At 73.2% G+C, this 18,335-nt stretch carries 12 protein-coding genes; 7 read left to right on the top strand and 5 right to left on the bottom strand.

The window, feature by feature from the left end:
* Window positions 1–933 (top strand): 2-hydroxyacid dehydrogenase, encoded by a 933-nt coding sequence (locus tag E5N76_RS20245; protein ID WP_235907793.1) that lies wholly within the window; start codon window positions 1–3, stop codon window positions 931–933.
* Between the two features lie 128 nt (window positions 934–1,061).
* On the opposite strand, the gene E5N76_RS20240 is transcribed toward E5N76_RS20245, so the two are convergent.
* The 3 genes from E5N76_RS20240 to E5N76_RS20230 all read right to left on the bottom strand — a co-directional run bounded on the left by E5N76_RS20240 (window position 1,062) and on the right by E5N76_RS20230 (window position 4,272).
* Window positions 1,062–1,475, bottom strand: a complete 414-nt coding sequence (locus E5N76_RS20240; protein WP_149539139.1) for a MarR family transcriptional regulator — start codon at window positions 1,473–1,475, stop codon at window positions 1,062–1,064.
* A 165-nt stretch (window positions 1,476–1,640) separates the two neighbouring features.
* Window positions 1,641–3,059 (bottom strand): leucyl aminopeptidase family protein, encoded by a 1,419-nt coding sequence (locus tag E5N76_RS20235; RefSeq protein ID WP_149539138.1) that lies wholly within the window; start codon window positions 3,057–3,059, stop codon window positions 1,641–1,643.
* A gap of 73 nt (window positions 3,060–3,132) precedes the next feature.
* Window positions 3,133–4,272, bottom strand: coding sequence for a hypothetical protein (locus E5N76_RS20230; RefSeq protein ID WP_149539137.1), 1,140 nt, complete (start codon window positions 4,270–4,272; stop codon window positions 3,133–3,135).
* Between the two features lie 368 nt (window positions 4,273–4,640).
* Here E5N76_RS20230 and E5N76_RS30115 point away from each other — a divergent pair, with 368 nt between their 5' ends.
* On the top strand, window positions 4,641–6,374 hold the full coding sequence (locus tag E5N76_RS30115; protein ID WP_207792044.1) for a glycosyltransferase: 1,734 nt from the start codon (window positions 4,641–4,643) through the stop codon (window positions 6,372–6,374).
* Window positions 6,375–6,419: 45 nt separating this feature from the next.
* Here E5N76_RS30115 and E5N76_RS20220 read toward each other — a convergent pair whose 3' ends face one another.
* A complete protein-coding gene (locus E5N76_RS20220) occupies window positions 6,420–7,055 on the bottom strand; it encodes a D-glycero-alpha-D-manno-heptose-1,7-bisphosphate 7-phosphatase (RefSeq protein ID WP_149539136.1) in 636 nt (211 codons plus the stop codon).
* Window positions 7,052–7,666 (bottom strand): D-sedoheptulose 7-phosphate isomerase, encoded by a 615-nt coding sequence (locus E5N76_RS20215; RefSeq protein WP_457852683.1) that lies wholly within the window; start codon window positions 7,664–7,666, stop codon window positions 7,052–7,054. Before E5N76_RS20215 ends, E5N76_RS20220 begins: the two co-directional genes overlap by 4 nt.
* A gap of 167 nt (window positions 7,667–7,833) precedes the next feature.
* Between E5N76_RS20215 and E5N76_RS20210 the strand changes: the two genes are divergently transcribed.
* The 5 genes from E5N76_RS20210 (at window position 7,834) to E5N76_RS20190 (ending at window position 17,850) form a co-directional block, all read left to right on the top strand.
* The gene (locus E5N76_RS20210) at window positions 7,834–12,123 is read left to right on the top strand and encodes a glycosyltransferase (RefSeq protein ID WP_149539135.1); all 4,290 of its coding nucleotides are present in this window, start codon (window positions 7,834–7,836) and stop codon (window positions 12,121–12,123) included.
* On the top strand, window positions 12,120–13,202 hold the full coding sequence (locus tag E5N76_RS20205) for a class I SAM-dependent methyltransferase (protein WP_187830297.1): 1,083 nt from the start codon (window positions 12,120–12,122) through the stop codon (window positions 13,200–13,202). The genes E5N76_RS20210 and E5N76_RS20205 overlap by 4 nt, the downstream gene beginning before the upstream one ends.
* 546 nt (window positions 13,203–13,748) lie before the next feature.
* Window positions 13,749–15,137, top strand: a complete 1,389-nt coding sequence (locus E5N76_RS20200) for a lytic transglycosylase domain-containing protein (protein ID WP_149539133.1) — start codon at window positions 13,749–13,751, stop codon at window positions 15,135–15,137.
* A gap of 335 nt (window positions 15,138–15,472) precedes the next feature.
* Window positions 15,473–15,670, top strand: coding sequence for a hypothetical protein (locus E5N76_RS20195; protein WP_149539132.1), 198 nt, complete (start codon window positions 15,473–15,475; stop codon window positions 15,668–15,670).
* Between the two features lie 65 nt (window positions 15,671–15,735).
* Window positions 15,736–17,850, top strand: coding sequence for an acetate--CoA ligase family protein (locus tag E5N76_RS20190; protein WP_149539131.1), 2,115 nt, complete (start codon window positions 15,736–15,738; stop codon window positions 17,848–17,850).
* The last annotated feature ends 485 nt before the right edge of the window (window positions 17,851–18,335 follow it).

Genomic DNA, 18,335 nt, shown 5'->3' with positions numbered 1-18,335 from the left:
ATGGCCGTTCTGCTCGCCACCAAGGAGTCCGCCATGGCGGGCTGGCGCGACGCGCTGCTGGCCCTCGACCCGGCGCTCGAAATCCGGCTGCATCCGGACTCCGGCGATCCCGCCACGATCGAGGCGGTGGTGATGTGGACCGGCCACGACCTCGCCGCGCTGCGCCGCTTCCCCGATCTGCGCCTCATCGTCTCCATGGGCGCCGGCGTGGACCATCTGATGCGCCCGCCCGGCCCGCCGCCCGGCATTCCGGTGGCGCGGCTCGTCGATACGCGCCTGACCCAGGGCATGACGGAATGGGTGCTGCAGAACGTGCTGCGCTTCCATCGGCAGGACCCGGAGTACCGGGCGCAGCAGGCGGCGGCGATCTGGCATGAGCTGCCGGCGCCGGACACGGCGCAGCGGCGCATCGGGATTCTCGGTCTCGGCGCGCTGGGCAGCGATGCGGCGGCGAAGCTGCGTGCCCTCGGCTTCCCGGTGATGGGCTGGTCGCGGCGGCCGAAATCCCTGCCGGGGATCGAGGGTTTCCATGGCGAGGATGGGCTGCGCGCCATGCTCGGCCGCAGCGACATCCTCATCTGCCTGCTGCCGCTGACGCCGGAGACGCAGGGGCTGCTGAACGCGGAGCGCCTCGCCTTGCTGCCGCGCGGCGCCTTCCTGCTGAATGCCGCGCGCGGCGGCCATGTGGTGCAGCCGGATCTGCTGGCGGCGCTGGAGAGCGGCCAGATCGCCGGCGCCGCGCTGGATGTGACGGAGCCGGAACCGCTGCCGCCGGAACATCCCTTCTGGCGGCATCCGCGCGTGGTGCTCACGCCGCATGCCGCCAGCATCACCATCCCCGCCAGCGCGGCGCCGCAGGTGGTGGAGAATCTCCACCGCCTGCGCGACGGCCGCCCGCTCATCAACCTCGTCGATTTCGCCGCGGGATACTGACCTGCTCCCCGCGGCGCCGCGAGGGCCCCGGAGTCGCTGCCTTTCCGACGACCCGCGCAGCCTGTCGCGGCAGGGCAGCGGGCGGCCGGGCTCGGCCAGACGTCGGTGCCGCCCGCCAGCCCGCGCGCTCAGCCTGCCTTGCGGCCCTCGGCGCGGGACGGCTCGGCGTTCGCCGCTTCCGGCGCTTCCGGCATGCTGCTCACCAGCCCTTCCGCCTCGCTCATGATCTGGCGCATGTCACGCAGGAAGGCGGTGCCCTTCAGCGTGCGCTGCACGATGACGCTGCGGCGGTCCATCGGGTCCACCTTGCGCCGCGCCAGATCCAGCTCGCCCAGCCGGTCGAGCGCGCGGGTGATGGCGGGCTTGGAAACATTGAGTTCCGCCGCCAGGCCGCGCACCGTATGCGGGCCGTCCGTCAGATAGACCGTCAGGAACACGCCGAGCTGGCGCGCCGAAAGATCCGGCCCGTCGCGCCGGACGAGCGCCACGACCGTGTCCCGCAGGATCGCGACGAGTTGATCCGGATGTGTCTGAACCGCCATAGCTTCAATCCCCTCGCCCTCTCAGGGCCTGCCATTCTGGCGCGCCCGTCGCGGCCCTCCTGGCCTGCGGGTAGCGCCGTGCCGGACTCCCGATTTCGTCATTCCGCGCATCCTGTAGAGGCAAGAACGACGGTGCGGGAAAGTTTCCATCCCATCTCGGTCTCGTTACCCGCGCGAGGCTGACGCGCCTTCGAACAGGGTGCCGATGCTGTGCAGCGCGGCGCGGATGACCTGCGCCTCGCCGCCTTCGGGCCGTCCCGGCCGTGCGGTGTCATTCCACGCATAAACGTCGAAATGCGCCCACCGCAGGGTGTCGGGCACGAACCGCTTCAGGAACAGCGCGGCGATGATCGCGCCGGCCATCGGACGGCTCGATACGTTGTTCATCTCCGCAACGCTGCTGTCGAGCCACGAATCGTAACCCATGTGCAGCGGAAGCCGCCACAGCGGATCATCGGTCGCTCGACCGGATGTGAGCAGCGCCTCCGCCAGCGCATCATCCGGCGTGAACAGCGCCGGCAGGTCGGGGCCGAGCGCGACGCGCGCCGCGCCGGTGAGGGTTGCGAAATCCAGCACCAGCGCGGGCGCGCGCTCCGCCGCGAAGGCGAGGAGATCGGCGAGGACGAGCCGGCCTTCCGCATCGGTGTTGCCGATTTCGATGCTGCGTCCGGCGCGGCTCCGCAGCACGTCGAGCGGGCGGAAGCTGTCGCCGGAGACGGCGTTCTCCACCGCGCCCACCAGCAGCAGCAGCCGCACCGGCAGCTTCGCCCGCATCACCATCTCGGCCAGCGCGATGGCGAGCGCGGCGCCGCCCATATCCTTCTTCATGCGGAGCATGGCGGCGGAGGGCTTGAGGTCGAGCCCGCCGGTGTCGAAGCAGACGCCCTTGCCGCAGAGCGCGACCAGCGGCGCCTCCGCCGCGCCCCATTCCAGCACGGCGACACGCGGCGCGCGCGGGCTGCCGGCGCCGACGGCATGCAAGGCCGGGAAGCCCTCCGCCAGCGCCGCGCCTTCGACGATCTCGCAGCGTGCGCCTTCCCGTGTCGCCAGGTCCTGTACCGCCGCCGCCAGCTCCGCCGGGCCGAGCAGGTTGGCAGGGGTGTTGATCAGGTCCCGCGCCCGCCAGATGGCGGCGGCCTGCTGCAGCGGGGCGTCCAGCCCTTCCGGCACCGCCAGGCGCGCCGGCGGGCGGGGGGCCGGCTTGAAGCGGGTGAAGCGATAGGCGCCGAGCGCCCAGCCCAGCGCTGCCTGCGCCGCCAGCCCTGGCTCCGCCCCGGCGAGACGCCAGGCGGTGCCGGCGGGCAGCAGGAAGGGCAGGGCGCCGAAGGACCAGGGGGTGGGCGGCGCCTCCCCCAGCCCGAGCACCGCCCCGGCCAGGCCGTCCGGCCCCGGCAGCAACTGGCATTCCTGCGGCTTCGCGACGAAGCCGGTGGCGGCGAGGTAGGCGGCCGCCGCCACCGGCAGGCCGGCCAGCAGGGAGGGCAGGGTGGCGGGGGTCGCCGCATGCAGGGGCAGCGTGGCCTCCCCCGCGGCGGCGAGGGCGTCGGCAAGTCCCGGCGGGACGGATGGGGCGGTGTCGCTCATCCGCCGTGCATATCCCTACCGCCCCGGCCAGGCGAGCCCCGGGGCCGCGGCGGTTACGGCCTGCCCGGCTGCGTCAGGCGGAGGGGCAGTGCAGGCCGGCCAGATGCGCCTTGATGACCGCCACCGGGCAGGGCGCGCCGGCGGGCACGAAGGCCGGCCAATGCTCCACATTGGGCAGGTGGCCCGGGTTGCGCCGCACCAGCTCCGTCTTCAGGAAGGGGAAGGCTAGGCGCCGCACCAGCACGGTCCAGAGATGCTGGGTGGGGTTCAGCGGATGCGCCCGCAGCAGCGCCCGCTGTGCCGCCGGCGGCAGGCTGTCCAGCCCGCGCAGCAGGGGGTGGGAGGCGCTGAGCTGGGCGACCTCCGCCGGGTCGGCCAGCGCCGCCTCCAGCAGCCGCTGATAGCCGAACAGCGCGGCGACGCGGTGGCCGCGGCGGCGCATCCAGTCGGCGAGCTGCAGCTCGCCGCGCCGCACCACCAGCCATTTGGAGTGGCTCGGGACGAATTGCCGGAGGAAGAGGGCCAGGTCCTCGATCGCCGCCCGGCCGCGCGCCAGCAGCAGGTAGCTCTGCAGATGCGGCCCGCTCTGCAGGCTCTCGGTGAGGCCGAACAGGCCAGGGCCGCCGGCGCGCAGCCCGGCGAAGCAGGGCGCCGGGTTGCGGATGGGGCCGAGGATGCTGTCATTCATCAGCAGCACTTCCTCGGCCGCCGGCCAGCGTTCCAGCGCCAGGTCCATCAGGTCGTGCCAGGCGCCGAAATCCCGGCCGAAATTGCGACGCAGCGCCAGCAGCGCCGCCTGCTGCCGCACCGCCTCCCAATCCTCCTCCGGGATGGACTCGGCCATGGAGATGAAGGCGACGGCGAAGCCCTGCTGCCGCAGCATCTGAAGCTGGCGCAGCACCATTTCGGAGACGCCGCCCTGCGGCGAGTAATGCACGAAGAGGGCGATGCTGCGGGCTTCCGGCTGCGGCTCCAGGCCGGGTTCCAGGCGGCGCAGCGTGGGGCGCGGATCCACCGCCCGCAGCATGTCCCGACCGAGGGCGAGGCCGACCTCCATCGCCGCCTCGCCGGCCCGGCGAGCCAGGCGCGGCCAAGTGCCGGCGGTGCTGTAGGCGTGTACTCCACGGGCTTCGGCAGCCCCGGGCTCGGCCAGCTCCGTCAGCCGCAAGGGCAGGGTGTCCGGACGGGGCGGGGTGTCGATCTGTGCGAGCAAGGGGTCTTCCTGGCTTGGCCGGTCCCGGCTGAGCGAAGCGCGGCGCATCATCTGGGATAATGTTCGCCGCACCCGCAGGTTTGGCGCAGCTTTGAGCGAGGTTCGATCACGATCCGGCGATCATACCGGGGGCGTGGCGCCTCGCTTGCGGCTGGCGCGGCGCCTCCTGCCCCGCCGCGCGCGGTTACCATTCCTCATCAGCCTGCCATGGCGGCCCGGAACGGGGCGAGATACGCAGTGTTTCCCCGGCGCCATTCCCCGGCGGGGATGAAGGATGAAGGCATGCCCCCAATGACGCTGCGGTGCCCCCAGCCCCACCCCCTGCCGCGGCCCGCGCCCGGGCCGGCGCGGCGGCAGCGGGGCTAGGCATGCGGCTGGATTCGGCGCTGGCCGGGCTGCGGCGCGGCCTGCTGGGGCTGGCCAGCCAGGGCTGGCGGCGGGGCTGGGCGCTGCTGCCGGCACCGGCGGCCCGGCTGGCTGCGGCAATCCGCGTGCCGCTGGCCCTGCTGGCGCGGCGCGCCCTGGGCACCCCGCCGCGCCCGCCGCGGCTGGACCGCACGCCGCCCGAGGCGCTGCAGCGCTGGCGCCGCCGGCATGAGGCGTGGCTGCAAGGGAGGCTGCCGCCGGCGCCCCGCCCGGGGACGACGCCACGCTTCCTGGTGCGGATCGCGGACGGCGAGGCGGCGCCGGGGGCGCTGGCGGCGAGCCTTGCCTCCCTGGCGGCGCAGCGCCACCCGCCGACGGCCATCCGCCTGCCAGGGGAGACGGGAAAGCCGCCGGAGGCGGAATGGCTTCTGGTGCTGCGTCCGGGCGAGGTGCTGCACCCCCTGGCCCTGGCCCTGCTGGCGGAGGCGGCCCGCGCCTGGCCGGCGGCGCAGATCCTCTATGCCGATGAGGAACAGGCGGGCGAGGGCGGCGCCATACCCTGGCTGAAGCCGGATTTCGACGCGGACTGGCATCTAGCGGCGAATCTCTTCGGCCCGGCCACCGCCTGGCGCACCGCCCTGGCCGCGCGCTGGCCGGACGCGCCGCCGGAGGAACTGGCGCGCCGCGCCGCGCGGGCGGTGCCGGCGGCGGCGATCCGGCACCTGCCCATGCTGCTGGCCACCGCCCCGCCGCGGCAGGCGGGGCGGGAGCAGGAAGCGGCGGCGGCCGTGCTGGCGGAGGCGGCGCCGGATGCCCGGGTGAGCGCGGCGCCGCTCTGGCCCGCCGCCTGCCGCATCGCCTGGCCGCTGCCGGACCCGGCCCCGCTGGTTTCCGTGCTGGTGCCGACGCGCGACCGCGCCGCGCTGCTGGAGGCCTGCCTGGAGGGGGTGCTGCACCGCACGGACTATCCGGCGCTGGAGGTGATCGTCATCGACAATGACAGCCGGGAGGCGGCGACCGCCGCGCTCCTCGCCCGGCTGCGCCAGGATGCGCGGGTGCGCGTGCTGCCCGCCCCGGGGCCGTTCAATTACGCGGCGCTGAACAACCAGGCGGCGGCAGCGGCGCGGGGCGAGGTGCTGCTGCTGCTGAACAACGACATCGAGGTGATCGGGCCCGGCTGGCTGGCGGAGCTGGTGGCGCAGGCGGTGCGGCCGGGGGTGGGCGCGGTGGGGGCGAAGCTGCTCTATGCCGATGGCAGCCTGCAGCATGGCGGGGTGGTGACCGGCATCGGCGGTGTCGCCGACCATTACCTGCCGAAGACGCCGCGGGAGGATCCAGGCCCCTTCGGCAGCCTCGGCCTGGTGCGGGAGGTGACGGCGGTGACCGGTGCCTGCCTGGCGGTGCGGCGGGAGGCCTTTCTGGCGGTGGGGGGCTTCGATGCCGCGCGGCTGGCCGTCGCCTTCAACGATGTCGATCTCTGCCTGAAGCTGCGGGCGCGGGGCCTGCGCAATCTCTGGACGCCCTTCGCGGAGCTGTACCATCTGGAATCCGCCTCGCGCGGCGCGGATCTCTCGCGGGAGAAGATGCGGCGCTTCGCGGGGGAGATCGCCACCATGCAGGACCGCTGGGGCGCGGCGCTGATGGCGGACCCGTTCTACAGCCCCTGGCTTTCGCTGGAGGGCGCGTATGCGGCGCTGGCGCCGAGGCCGCAGTGGCGGGATGAATTTGCCGGCTGAACCCCGGAGCGTGATCGGCCGAGGTCGAATCGACTGAGCCGTGAATCACAGGCCGAACTCACACCGGGGTCCAGGGAGAGGTGCCCTTCCCGGCTCGGATGCAGGGGCAGCGCCCCCTGCCGGGGTTGCGGGGCGGAGCCCCTCCAGCCACGCCGCCGCCGCGGCCACGCTCGGCAGCGCCAGCGTGCCGGGCGGCGCGGCGGCCGCTTCCGCCGCGTCCCCGCCCACCAGCACCAGAAAGGGCAGGCCGGCGCGCTGCCCGGCCAGCATATCCGTCGCATGGTCCCCGACCATCACGGAGCGCCCCAGCGCCAGCCCGTGCCGCGCCGCGGCGTCCCGCAGCATGCCGGGGCCCGGCTTGCGCCGGTCATTCTCCCGCCGGTAGGAGCCCAGGCCGTGCACCGGATGGTCCGGGCAATGCTCCACCCCGGTGAGCGGCGCGCCCTCCGTCGCGAAGCGCGCTGCCATCCACTGCATCAGCGCGGCGAAATCCGCCTCCGAGTAAAGCCCGCGCCCAATGCCCGACTGGTTGGTGACGATGACGATCGGCATGTCCCGTGCCCTGGCCGCGCGCGCCAGCGCGAAGATGCCGGGCAGGAATTCCACCTGCTCGATCCGGTGGACATAGCCGCGATCGGCATTCACCACCCCGTCGCGGTCGAGGAACAGCGCCGGCCTCATGCCCTGCGCGGGAAGAGGCGCTGCTCGATCAGGGCGCAGATGGTGTGCCCCGCCGCCTCATGCGCTTCCTGGATCAGCGGCGTGGCGGTGGCGGGGACGCAGAGGCAATGGTCGCAGAGCGCCGGCAGCTCCCCGCCCGCGGCGCCGGTGAAGCCGAAGGTCAGCATGCCCTTCGCCCGCGCCGCCCGCAGCGCGGCGATGATGTTGGGCGAGCGCCCGGAGGTGGACAGCGCGAAGAGCACGTCGCCCTGCACGCCGAGCGCCTCCACCTGCCGGGCGAAGACCCGCTCATAGCCATAGTCGTTGCCGATGGCGGTGAGGATGGAGCTGTCCGTCGTCAGCGCGATGGCGGCGAGGCCCGGCCGGTCGTACATGAAGCGGGAGACCAGCTCGCCGGCCCAGTGCTGCGCATCCGCGGCGCTGCCGCCATTGCCGCAGAACAGCAGCTTGCCGCCGGCGCGCAGCGCCGCCGCGGCTTCCTCCACCATGCCGGCGATGGCGGCGCGGCAGCCGGCATCCTCCGCCATCGCCCGCAGCACATCAGCGGAACGATGAAGAGCCGCACCGATCTCGTCATCCAGCGGGCTCGTGCTTGGGGAATTCGTGCTCATGGGGCTCGTTCTCATGCTGCCGGTGCATGCCCGGAACCATGTCATCGATCAAGCGTTCGCGACAATGGCTACGGCAATGTGTCGTGTCGTGACGCCGAATTGCAGTCATAGCTCGCAGGCGTCATGCCTGCCTGCCGCGGCCTGGCCGCGAAGCCGAAGGATCATGCATGGATATCACACTGCCTGACCGCCCGATCTCCGATGCGGGCCTGTCCGGCGTGGCCGCTGCCCTGGAACTCGGCCCGGAGCTCGACTGGCAGCCGGACCATCTCGCCGCCAGCGCCTGGCTGGAACATGTGCCCTTCGCGTGGTGGCTGGTAAAGGCCCTCCGGCCGCGCAGCATCGTCGAGCTCGGGACGCACTGGGCCGTCTCCTACGGCGCCTTCTGCCAGGCGGTGGAACGTTTCGGTCTGCCCAGCTTCTGCCATGCGGTCGATACCTGGCAGGGCGACGAGCATGCCGGGCACTACGGCGAGGAGGTCTTCGCCGGCGTCAGCGCGGTGAATGAGCGCCACTGGCGCCGCTTCTCCACCCTGTTGCGCAGCAGCTTCGACGAGGCGCGGGCCTATTTCGGCGCCGGCGAGATCGACCTGCTGCATATCGACGGGCTGCACACCGAGGAGGCGGTGCGGCACGATTTCGAGACCTGGCGGGACACGCTGTCCGACCGCGGCGTGGTGCTGTTCCACGACATCAATGTGCGGGAGCGGGATTTCGGCGTCTGGCGGCTGTGGCGGGCGCTGCGCGCCGAGCATCCGCATTTCGAGTTCACCCACGGCCAGGGCCTCGGCGTGCTCGGCCTCGGCCGTGAATTCCCGCGCCCGGTCGCCGCGCTGTTCGAGGCGGATGCGGGCATGACGGCGACCATCCGCCATCTCTTCGCCGCGCGCGGCGAGGCGGTACGCTTCCGCTACCAGCTCCGGGAGCTGGCGCAGGATGTCGGCCGCCGGCAGACGACCGAGCGGCAGCAGGAGGAGCGGATCAGCGCGGCGGCCGGGCAGCGCGACGCCGCCTTCGCCGAACGCGACGCGGCCCTTGCCGAGCGCGACCGCGTGCTCGCCGAGCGCGACCATATCCTGGCCGAGCGCCACCACATCCTCGCCGAACGCGACCATGCGCTGGCGGAGCGCGACCACGCGCTCGCCGAACGCGACCGGGTCCTGGCGGAGCGCGACCGCGTGCCGGCCGAGCATGGCGCCGCCCTCGCCGCCCGGGATGCCGCCCTGGCGGCGCGGGATTCGGCGCTGGCCGAGCGCGACGCGGCGCTGGCCGAGCGGGATGCGGTGGTCGCGGCGCGGGAGCAGCTCGCGGCCAGCCTCGCCCAGGCGCGGGCGGAGCAGGACCAGGCGCAGAACGAGCTGCTCGCCGCCCGGGTGGAGATGCGCGCGGCGCGGTCCGAGGCGGTCGCGCTGCGGGAGCAGCGGGCCGCCCTCATCGCCTCCAGCTCCTGGCGGCTGACGCGGCCGCTGCGCGTCGCCGCCGGGCTGTGGCGGGGCGAGCCGGGCTACCGCACGAAATTCCGCGCCCTGCTCGGCCGGCCGGCGCCGATGCCCGCCCTGCCGCCGGCCGTGGCCCTGACGCCCACGCCCGCCCAGGTGGCGGCGCCCGCCGCGGTGACGGCCACGGGCACGGTGCCGGCCGGCGCGCCGGCCCGCTTCCGCATCGCCTTCCTGAGCGGGGAGCCGCATACCCCCGGCCACGCCTATCGGGTGGAACGCTATGCCGAGGCGCTGCGCCAGGCCGGCGCCGAGGCCGCCATCCTGCGCCTCGAGGAACTGCCGGCGCGGCTCGGCGAGATCGCCACGGCGCAGCTCCTCTGCATCTGGCGCGCCGCCTGGACGCCGGAGGTGGGGGCGGCGATCGACACGGCGCGGCAGGCCGGCGCGCGCATCATCTTCGACGTCGATGACCTGATGATCGACCCGGAGCTGGCGCGCATCGACATCATCGACGGCATCCGCACCCAATTCCTCACCGAGAGCGCGGTGGGGGAATTCTACGACCGGGTCCGCCGCACCATGCTCGCCGCCGATCTCTGCACGGTGACGACGGAGGAGCTGGCGAGCCATGCGCGGCGCATGTGGCTGCCGGCGCTGGTGCTGCCGAACGGCTTCGACGCGCGGACCTACCAGCGCTCTCGCCTCGCCGCCCGGCGGCGCGCGGCGGCGCCGGCGGACGGGCTGTTCCGCATCGGCTATGCCGGCGGCTCCCGCACCCACCAGCGGGATTTCGCCCTTTGCGCCGGGGCGGTGGCGCGCATCCTGCGGTCCTGCCCCGCGGCGCGGCTGGTGCTGTTCCACGATGCCGAGACCCAGCGGCCGCTGCTCGACATCGAGGAATTCCCCGCCCTGCACGGTCTCGATCAGCAGGTCGAGTGGCGCCAGCGCGTGCCGCTGGAGCAATTGCCGGAGGAGATGGCGCGCTTCGACATCAACCTCGCGCCGCTGGAAGTGGGCAACCCCTTCTGCGAGGCGAAGAGCGAGCTGAAGTATTTCGAGGCGGCGATCGCCGGCGTCGGCACCATCGCCTCCCCCACCGGGCCCTATCGCCGCGCCATCCGCCATGGCGAGACCGGCTTCCTCGCCGAATCCGAGGAGGAGTGGCACGGCGCGCTGCGCCGCCTGCTGGAGGATCCGGAGGAGCGCCGCCGCGTGGCGCGCAACGCGCTGTACGACGCGCTGTGGAATTTCGGCCCCGACCGGCGCGCCGAGCTGGCGGCCTCGCTGCTCGAGCATCTGCGCGGCGGGCGGGCGGCGTCGCGCGCCTTCGCCTTCAGCCTGCAGCCGCTGCACCAGCCCATGCCGCCGCCGGAGCTGCCGGCGCATGAGCAGGTCTTCGTCTCCGACCGGCTGCGCGAAGCCGCGGTGACGGTGGTGGTGCCGCTGCACAATTACGCGCATTACGTCGAGGAGGCGCTGGATTCGGTCGCGGCGCAGGACGTGGTCGATCTCGACCTGGTCGTCGTCGACGATGCCTCCACCGACGAGTCGCTCGCCGTCGCGCTGCGTTGGGCGGAGCGGCACCGGGACCGCTTCAACCGGCTGGTGGTGCTGCGCAACCTGGTCAATGCCGGCCTCGGCCCGACCCGCAATGTCGGCTTCGACGCGGCGGAGACCCTGCATGTGCTGCCGCTGGATGCCGACAACCGGCTGCTGCCCGGCTGCGTCTCCCGCTGCCTCGCGGCGCTGAACGCGGTGGGGGCTGCCTATGCCTACCCGGTCATCCGCCAGTTCGGCGCGACGCAGGAGCTGATGGGGGTGTGGCCCGCCAACCCGCTGCGCTTCGTCGGCGGCAATTACGTGGACGCCATGGCCCTGGTCTCCAAGGCGAGCTGGGCGCTGGTCGGCGGCTACGACAATGTCCGCTTCGGCTGGGAGGATTTCGACTTCTGGTGCCGCATCGCGGAGCGCGGCCTGCCCGGCATCGCGGTGGGCGGCGAGCCGCTGGCGGAATACCGCGTGCATGCCAGCTCCATGCTGCGCACCGTGACGGAGATGGAGGAGAACAAGAAGAAGCTGCTGGCCGACATGGAAAGGCGGCATGCCTGGCTGGCCCTGACCGCGCCGGGCGGCAGGGGCGGCACGATCGCGACGGTGGCCGCCCCGGCGGAGGCGCCGGAGGATGCGAAGGGCCGGCTCGCCCGGCTGCTGCCGCTGCTGCGCTGCCCGGAAAGCGGCGCGCCGCTTTCCCTGTCGCCGGAGGGCACGGCGCTGCTCACGCCGGAGGGGAAGCAATGGCCGCTCCGCGCCGGGCGGCCGGTGCTGTTCCCGGGGCTCGGCGAGCCGGTGCTGCATGCCGAGCATCACCTCAGCAACCCGCTGCCGGCGCATGTCGAGGCGCGGATCCGCGCCACGCCGGGGCTGGTGCTGAACCTTTCGGCCGGCGGCACCGTCACCCGCCTGCCGAATGTGGTGGAGGCGGAGGCGGCGATCTTCCGCCATACCGACCTGGTCGCCAACGCCCACCGCCTGCCCTTCGCCGATGCCGCCTTCGAGGGCGTCGTGGCGCTCAACGCCTTCGAGCACTACGCCGACCCGGTGCAAGTGGCGGCGGAGATCCGCCGGGTGCTGAAGCCCGGCGGCTGGGTGCTCATCCAGACCGCCTTCCTGCAGCCGGAGCATGAGGCGCCCTGGCATTTCTACAATTGCACCAAGCCCGGGCTGCTGCGCTGGTTCAGCGGCTTCGAGGCAGGCGAGGCGCATGTGCCGGACAACATGAACCCGGTGCACGCCTTCGCCTGGCTCGCCTCGGAATGCGAATCGGCGCTGCGGCGGGATGTCTCGGCGGCGGCGGCGGACGGGCTGCGCGCCGCCACCATCGGCTGGCTGGTGGATGCCTGGCGCGACCCGGCCCGCCGCCGCGACGCCGCCTGGCGGGATTTCGGCAGCCTGACCCAGCCGAGCCAGGAGCGCATCGCCGCCGGCTTCGAATATACCGGCCGCCGCCCCGCGGCATGAGCGAGCGGAACGCCGCGCTGCTGCGCGGTCTTTCGCGCGCTGACCCGATCATCGAGATCGGGCCGAGCTTCGGGCCGGTTGCGGCCAAGCGCGACGGCTGGAACACCACCGTCGTGGATCATGCGGACCGGGAGGCGCTGGTGGCGAAATACGCCGCCGCGCCGAATGTGGACACCGCCCGCATCGAGGCGGTGGACCGGGTCTGGACCGAAGGGCCGCTGGACGCGCTCTTCCCCGCCGCCGAGCATGGGCGCTTCGCCGCCATCATCGCCAGCCATGTCATCGAGCACATCCCGGATCCGCTCGGCTTCCTGCGCTCCGCCGCGCGGCTGCTGGAGCCGGGGCGCGGGATGCTGGTGCTGGCGGTGCCGGACAAGCGCTGGTGCTTCGACCTGCTGAAGCCGCCGAGCACCACGGGGCAGGTGCTGGCGGCGCATCGCCGCGGCGCGGTGCGGCATGCGGCGACGACGCTGTTCGACCACTTCGCCTACAGCGCCACCGATGCCGAGGGCCGGCCCGGCTGGGGCGCGGGGGAAGCGGTGCCGACGCTCCGCCTCGGCGGTCCGCTGGAGGATGCGCTGGCCGCCTTCGAGAACTGCGACGAGCGGCCGGAGGCGGCCTATGTCGATTGCCACGCCTGGCAATTCACCCCGTCGAGCTTCGCCTTGCTGATCCTCGAACTGGGCGCGCTCGGCCTGGCGGATTGGCGGGTGGAGTGGCTGCGGCCGGAGCCGGCGGTGGAGTTCCTGGTGCATCTCCGCCGCGGCCGGCAGGAATTCGCCACCCCCGAGCTGCGCGAGGCGGCGCGGCTGGCGCTGCTGCGCCAGGTGCTGCTGGAGCTGCGGGCGCAGACCGACTGGCTGGTGCCCGCTGCGGCGCCCGGCGCCGCCCCGGAGAACGCGGCGCTCGGCCCGCGGCTGGCGGGGATCGAGGCGGAGCTTCGCCGGCTGAACGAGCAATTGCCGCCGGTGCTGGAAGCCGCCCTCTGGACCCGTGCCGCGCTGCGGCCGGCGCGGGCGGCGTGGCGGGGGTTGCTGCCGTTGCGGCGCGCGGTGGCGGGGCTGCGCGGGCGCGGCTGAAACAACACCCGGCGGAAACAACCGCCTCGCCACGTATCATTAGACATTCGTCAAGAAAGTCACAGCCGCTGTGGCCAAGTCGCCACAGCCAAGGCCGGGCGCAGGCAAAGTAATGCGAGCGCAACTCGGTCTTGCCTTTCCCGCGGAAAGCCGTGTAGGGCTTGGGCTTGCAGGACGCAAACCGTCCGCCTGGTTCCTGGAGCAGCCTGGGGCTGCGGTGTGGGGACACCGCTGACCCGGAGGGGGCAGGCTTCGGAAATCCGGTGGCCAAGACGCGACGGAGCGGTGGTGATGCCCGAAGGGCAAGAGGCTGGCCTACGGTATTTCGTTCCGGGTGAGTCCGGGACTTTCGGGGCAGGGGGGCGACCGGGGGGGAGCGCACCGGGCCGGGGTGACCCGGGGCGGCGAGACCTAGCCAGACGCGATCCGGCCAAGTGCGATCGGGCCAGGTGCGACCCGGGCGAGCGGGACCCGGTCAAGCGGGACCCGGCCAAGCGAGACCTGGGACTACGCGGCTGGGGCCGGCCGGCCTTCGCCCTTTCCCTGATGGCGCTGCTGGCGGCCTGCGGGCAGCAGGCGGCGCAGCAGCGCGGCCCCGCCACCCATGTGGCCGCCACCTATGGCAGCTACAACCGCCCCGCCAGCTACGACCCGCCCGGGCCGGCCAGCGACCCCTGGGGCCCCTGGATCCGCGAGGCCGCCCGCCGCTTCGACGTGCCGGAACGCTGGATCCGCGAGGTGATGCGGCAGGAGAGCGGCGGCCGCGTCTCCGCCACCTCCCCGGTCGGCGCCATGGGGCTGATGCAGGTGATGCCCGGCACCTACCGCGAGCTGCAGGCGCGCTACGGGCTGGGGGACGACCCCTACCACCCCTATGACAGCATCATGGCCGGCGCCGCCTATATCCGGGAGATGTATGACCTCTACGGCTCGCCCGCCTTCCTCGCCGCCTACAATGCCGGGCCGCGGCGGCTGGAGGATTACCTCTGGAGCAGCCGCGGCCTGCCGACCGAGACGCGGAACTACGTCGCCCGCATCGGCCCGCGCATCGTGGACGCGCATCCGCGCCGCCGCGTGGCGCCGGAAATCTACGCCGCCGCCGAGATCCCGCTGAACATCCCGCCCGGCCCGCGGCGGATGGACAGCGCGACCATGCTCGCCCTCAGGGAGCAGCGCCAGGCGCTGGACCCGGGGGTGCAGTTGGCGCAGCTTCCGCCCGGCCCGGTGGTGCGGATGGATCCCATCCCGGATGGCAGCACCGCCACGGCCTCCCTGTCGCCGCCGGTGCAGGTCGCCTCGCTGGGCGCGGTGCCGCTGCCGGGCGGGGTGGTGCGCATGGATCCCATCCCGGATGGCAGCACGCCGCAGGGCGCCGCCCGGATGGCCGAGATGGAAGCCGAATCGGCGCGCGGCACCCCCGCCCCGGTACCACGCTCGGCGGAGCCGCCCATCGCCCCGCCCGCCCGCGCCGCCGCACCGGCCCAGCGCGGCACGCTGCTGGCCAGCGCCGCGCTGCCGCCGCCAGTGCCGCGCGGCGCCCAGCGCCATGCCGCGCCACCGGCCCCGTCGCGCCAGGCCGTGGCGCTGGCCGCGCCGCCCAGCCCGGCCCGGTCCCGCGGCCTCGGCCTGGTGGGCTCCGCCAATGCCGCCCCGGCGCCGCTGCGCGCCGCCCTCTCCCGGCCGGAACCCTCGGGCGGCGGGCAATGGGCGGTGCAGGTGGGGGCCTTCGCCAGCCAGGCCCAGGCACGGTCCGCCGCCGCCTCCGCCGCCGGCACGGCGGGCGGCAGGGTGCAGGTGCTGCCGGTGGCGCAGGGGCGCAGCACCCTCTACCGCGCCCGGGTCATCGGCCTCAGCCCGGCCGGGGCACAGAATGCCTGCAACCGGCTGCGCCGCGGCAGCGCCTGCATGGTGCTCTCGCCCGACGCGCAGGGCTGAGGGGCCCCGGGCCCTGGCAGGGGGCGCTGCCCCCTGCACCCCCGCCGGGGGGAAGAGCTTCCCCCCGGACCCCGCCCTGAGTCTGCTGGTTCAACCGGCGGGTCTGAAAGCCCCGCATGGGAGGGGCTGGCCAATTCCGGTGCAGCGGCGCCGCCGGGGACCGAAGGGCCTTTGCCAAACCATGGGTCAACCCAGGGCGGGTCTGGAGGTTTCGGCCCATGACGGGGACGGCGAGGAGATCATGCCTCTCTTCATTCTGCCCGCCGCGCGGGCCTGCTAGCCTGGCCACGCAACCCCGCCGCCTTGTCCGCCAGCCAGTACGGAGCGCATGGCCCATGCCGTCACCAGAATGGACCGAGGAACCCCTTCCCCTGCCGCCGCTGCTGCTGAGCGGCACCGGCGACGACGAGGACGAGGACGAGGAGGAATTCGAGGACGAGGAAGACGAAGAGGACGAAGAGGACGAAGAGGAGGAGGAAGCCGAGGAGGACGAGTTCTTCGGCGACGAGGATGAGGAAGAGGAGGAGGAGTAGCCGCCCCCCCTTGCCGCGCGCGCCCCGTCGGCCCAGGCTGCGCCCAGCCTGAAGAAGGGGGGAACATGTCCAGCCTTGCCGTCGATCCCACGCGCTTCGCTTCCCTGGATGCGCTGGTGCGGCCGCTTTCGGTCGCCATCATCGGCGCTTCGGACGAGAAGACGCGGATCGGCGGCCGCCCGCTGGCCTATATGCTGGAACGCGGCTTCGCCGGCCCGATCTGGCCGGTGAACCCGAAGCGCCCGACAGTGCAGGGCCTGCCCGCCTTCCCCTCTGTCGCCGCCCTGCCGGAGGCACCGGACGTCGCCATCATCGCCGTGCCCGCCGCCCTGGCGATCGAGACGCTGGACGAGCTGGGCCGCAAGGGCTGCCGCGCCGTCATCTGCTTCACCGCCGGCTTCGCCGAAATGGACGAGGCGGGCGCCGCCGCCCAGGTGAAGCTGACGGAGACGGCGCGGCGCCACGGCATAAGGCTGCTCGGTCCGAACTGCCTTGGTGTCTTCAACGACGCCATCCGTTTCTACGGCACCTTCACCGCTAGCTTCGAGAAGGGCTGGCCCATCCCCGGCCAGATCGGCGTCGCCAGCCAGTCCGGCGCCTATGGCACGCATATCTTCTCCGCCGGGCTCGACCGCGGCCTCGGCATGCAGGTGGTGATCACCACGGGCAATGAGGCGGAGGTGGCGCTGGGCGACGTGCTGGGCTGGATGGCCCAGGCGCCGGAGGTGGACGTCATCTGCGCCTATGCCGAGGGCATCCGCGAGCGGGAGAGCTTCCTCGCCGCGCTCGACCTGGCGCGGCGCAACCGCAAGCCGATCGTGATGATGAAGGTCGGGCGGTCCAGCCTCGGCGGCGCCGCGGCGCAATCCCACACCGCCTCCATCGCCGGCGACGACGCGGTGACCCAGGCGGTGCTGGACGAGTTCGGCGTGGTGCGGGCGCGGACGACGGAGGAGATGCTGGACATCGCCTATGCCGCGACGAAACGCATCTACCCGGCGCGGAACACGCTCGGCGTGCTGACCGTCTCGGGCGGCGCCGGCGTGCTGATCTCGGACGCGGCGGAGGCGGCCGGCGTCGCCATGCCGCCGATGCCGGAGGCGGCGCAGGCGAAGCTGCGGTCCCTGATCCCCTTCTGCGCCCCGCGCAACCCGGTGGATTGCACCGCACAGGTGACCAACGACCTGAAGCTGATCGACCTCTTCGTCGAAAGCGTCGCGGCGGATGGCGGCTACAGCTCCATCCTCTCCTTCTGGTCGCAGACCGCGGCGGGGCGCAGCCTGGGGCCGACGCTGCAGGAGAAGATGCGGGCGATCCGGGCGAAATACCCGGACCGGCTCTGGGTGATGTCCATGCTGGCGCCGGAGAAGGTGCGGGAATACGAGGCGGATGGCTGGCTCTGCTTCGAGGATCCGTCGCGCGCCGTGACCGCCATCGAGGCCATGGGCCGCTTCGGCGCCGCCTTCGCCAAGGCGGAGGCGCCGGCGCCGGAGGTGAAGCTGCCAAAGGTGACCCTGCCGGAGACGACGCCGAGCGAGGCGGCGGCCAAGGCCCTGCTGGCCGAGGCCGGCGTGCCGGCGGTGCCGGAGCGCGCCTGCGCCACGGTGGAGGCGGCGGTGGCGGCGGCGGAGGCCATCGGCTTTCCGGTGGTGCTGAAGATCCTCTCGCCCGACATCCTGCACAAGAGCGAGATCGGCGGCGTGCTGCTGGACGTGGCGGATGCGGCCGCCGTCCGCGCCGGCTTCGCCACGCTGATCGAGCGCGCTGCGACGCATGCCCCGGGCGCGCGCATCGAGGGCGTGCTGGTGGCGAAGCAGATCAAGGGCGCGGTCGAGATGGCGCTGGGCATCTTCCGCGACCCGGTCTTCGGGCCGGTGGCGATGGTGGGGCTGGGCGGCATCTTCATCGAGGTGCTGAAGGATGTCGCCTTCCGCCGCTGCCCCTTCGACGCGGCGGAGGCCGAACGCATGATCCGCTCCCTGCGCGGCTTCGCTTTGCTGGATGGCGCGCGGGGGCGGCCCAGGGCGGATGTGGCGGCTTTGGCGCGTGCCTTGTCGGCGCTTTCGGCTTTTGCGGTTGCGGCCGGCCCGCGTCTGGCCGGCGTGGATGTGAACCCGCTGCTGGTCCTGCCGGAAGGCGAGGGCTGCTTCGCCGCGGATGCGGTGATCGAGCTGGGGTGAGCCGGCGCCTCGGGCTGTCTTAAAAGGGTCCCGGCATCGGCTCGGCGAGGGATTACGTCCCGGCCAGGAGGTGGACGTCGCCAGGGCGGAAAGGACCCGCCGAGACGCGCCGCAGACCTTTCGAGACGGGGTCTCAGCCACGTGCTACCGTGGCAACGCAGCCCGGCCCGGCGGGCGCGGTCAATGGCGATGGCAACACGGCCTTGCCGCCGCGGGAGCTGGTGGCGGCCGGCATCGCCGCGGGGCGGTCCCGCAGAAGCCGGCCTGGCCGGCGGTGCTGGCCTCGGTCAGGGGCGCTAGAGCGTGATCGGTTGAGGTCGAATCGACCGAAACCGTGAATCACGCGACCGAACAATGAGCTAGAGCATGCTGTGTTTGCTCTGAATCGGGGGTTCCGAAACGGGCTGAGATCTGATTCAAGCTCTGGGCTGGGCGATGGAGGCCAGCCAGGATGCGGCCATACTCCGAGGATCTGCGTGAGCGTG

It is taken from the genome of Siccirubricoccus phaeus (assembly GCF_008360935.1).
Taxonomy (GTDB): domain Bacteria; phylum Pseudomonadota; class Alphaproteobacteria; order Acetobacterales; family Acetobacteraceae; genus Siccirubricoccus; species Siccirubricoccus phaeus.
The sequence above is the reverse complement of the archived record's forward strand: the minus strand, read 5'-3'. Positions and strand labels throughout refer to the sequence as shown.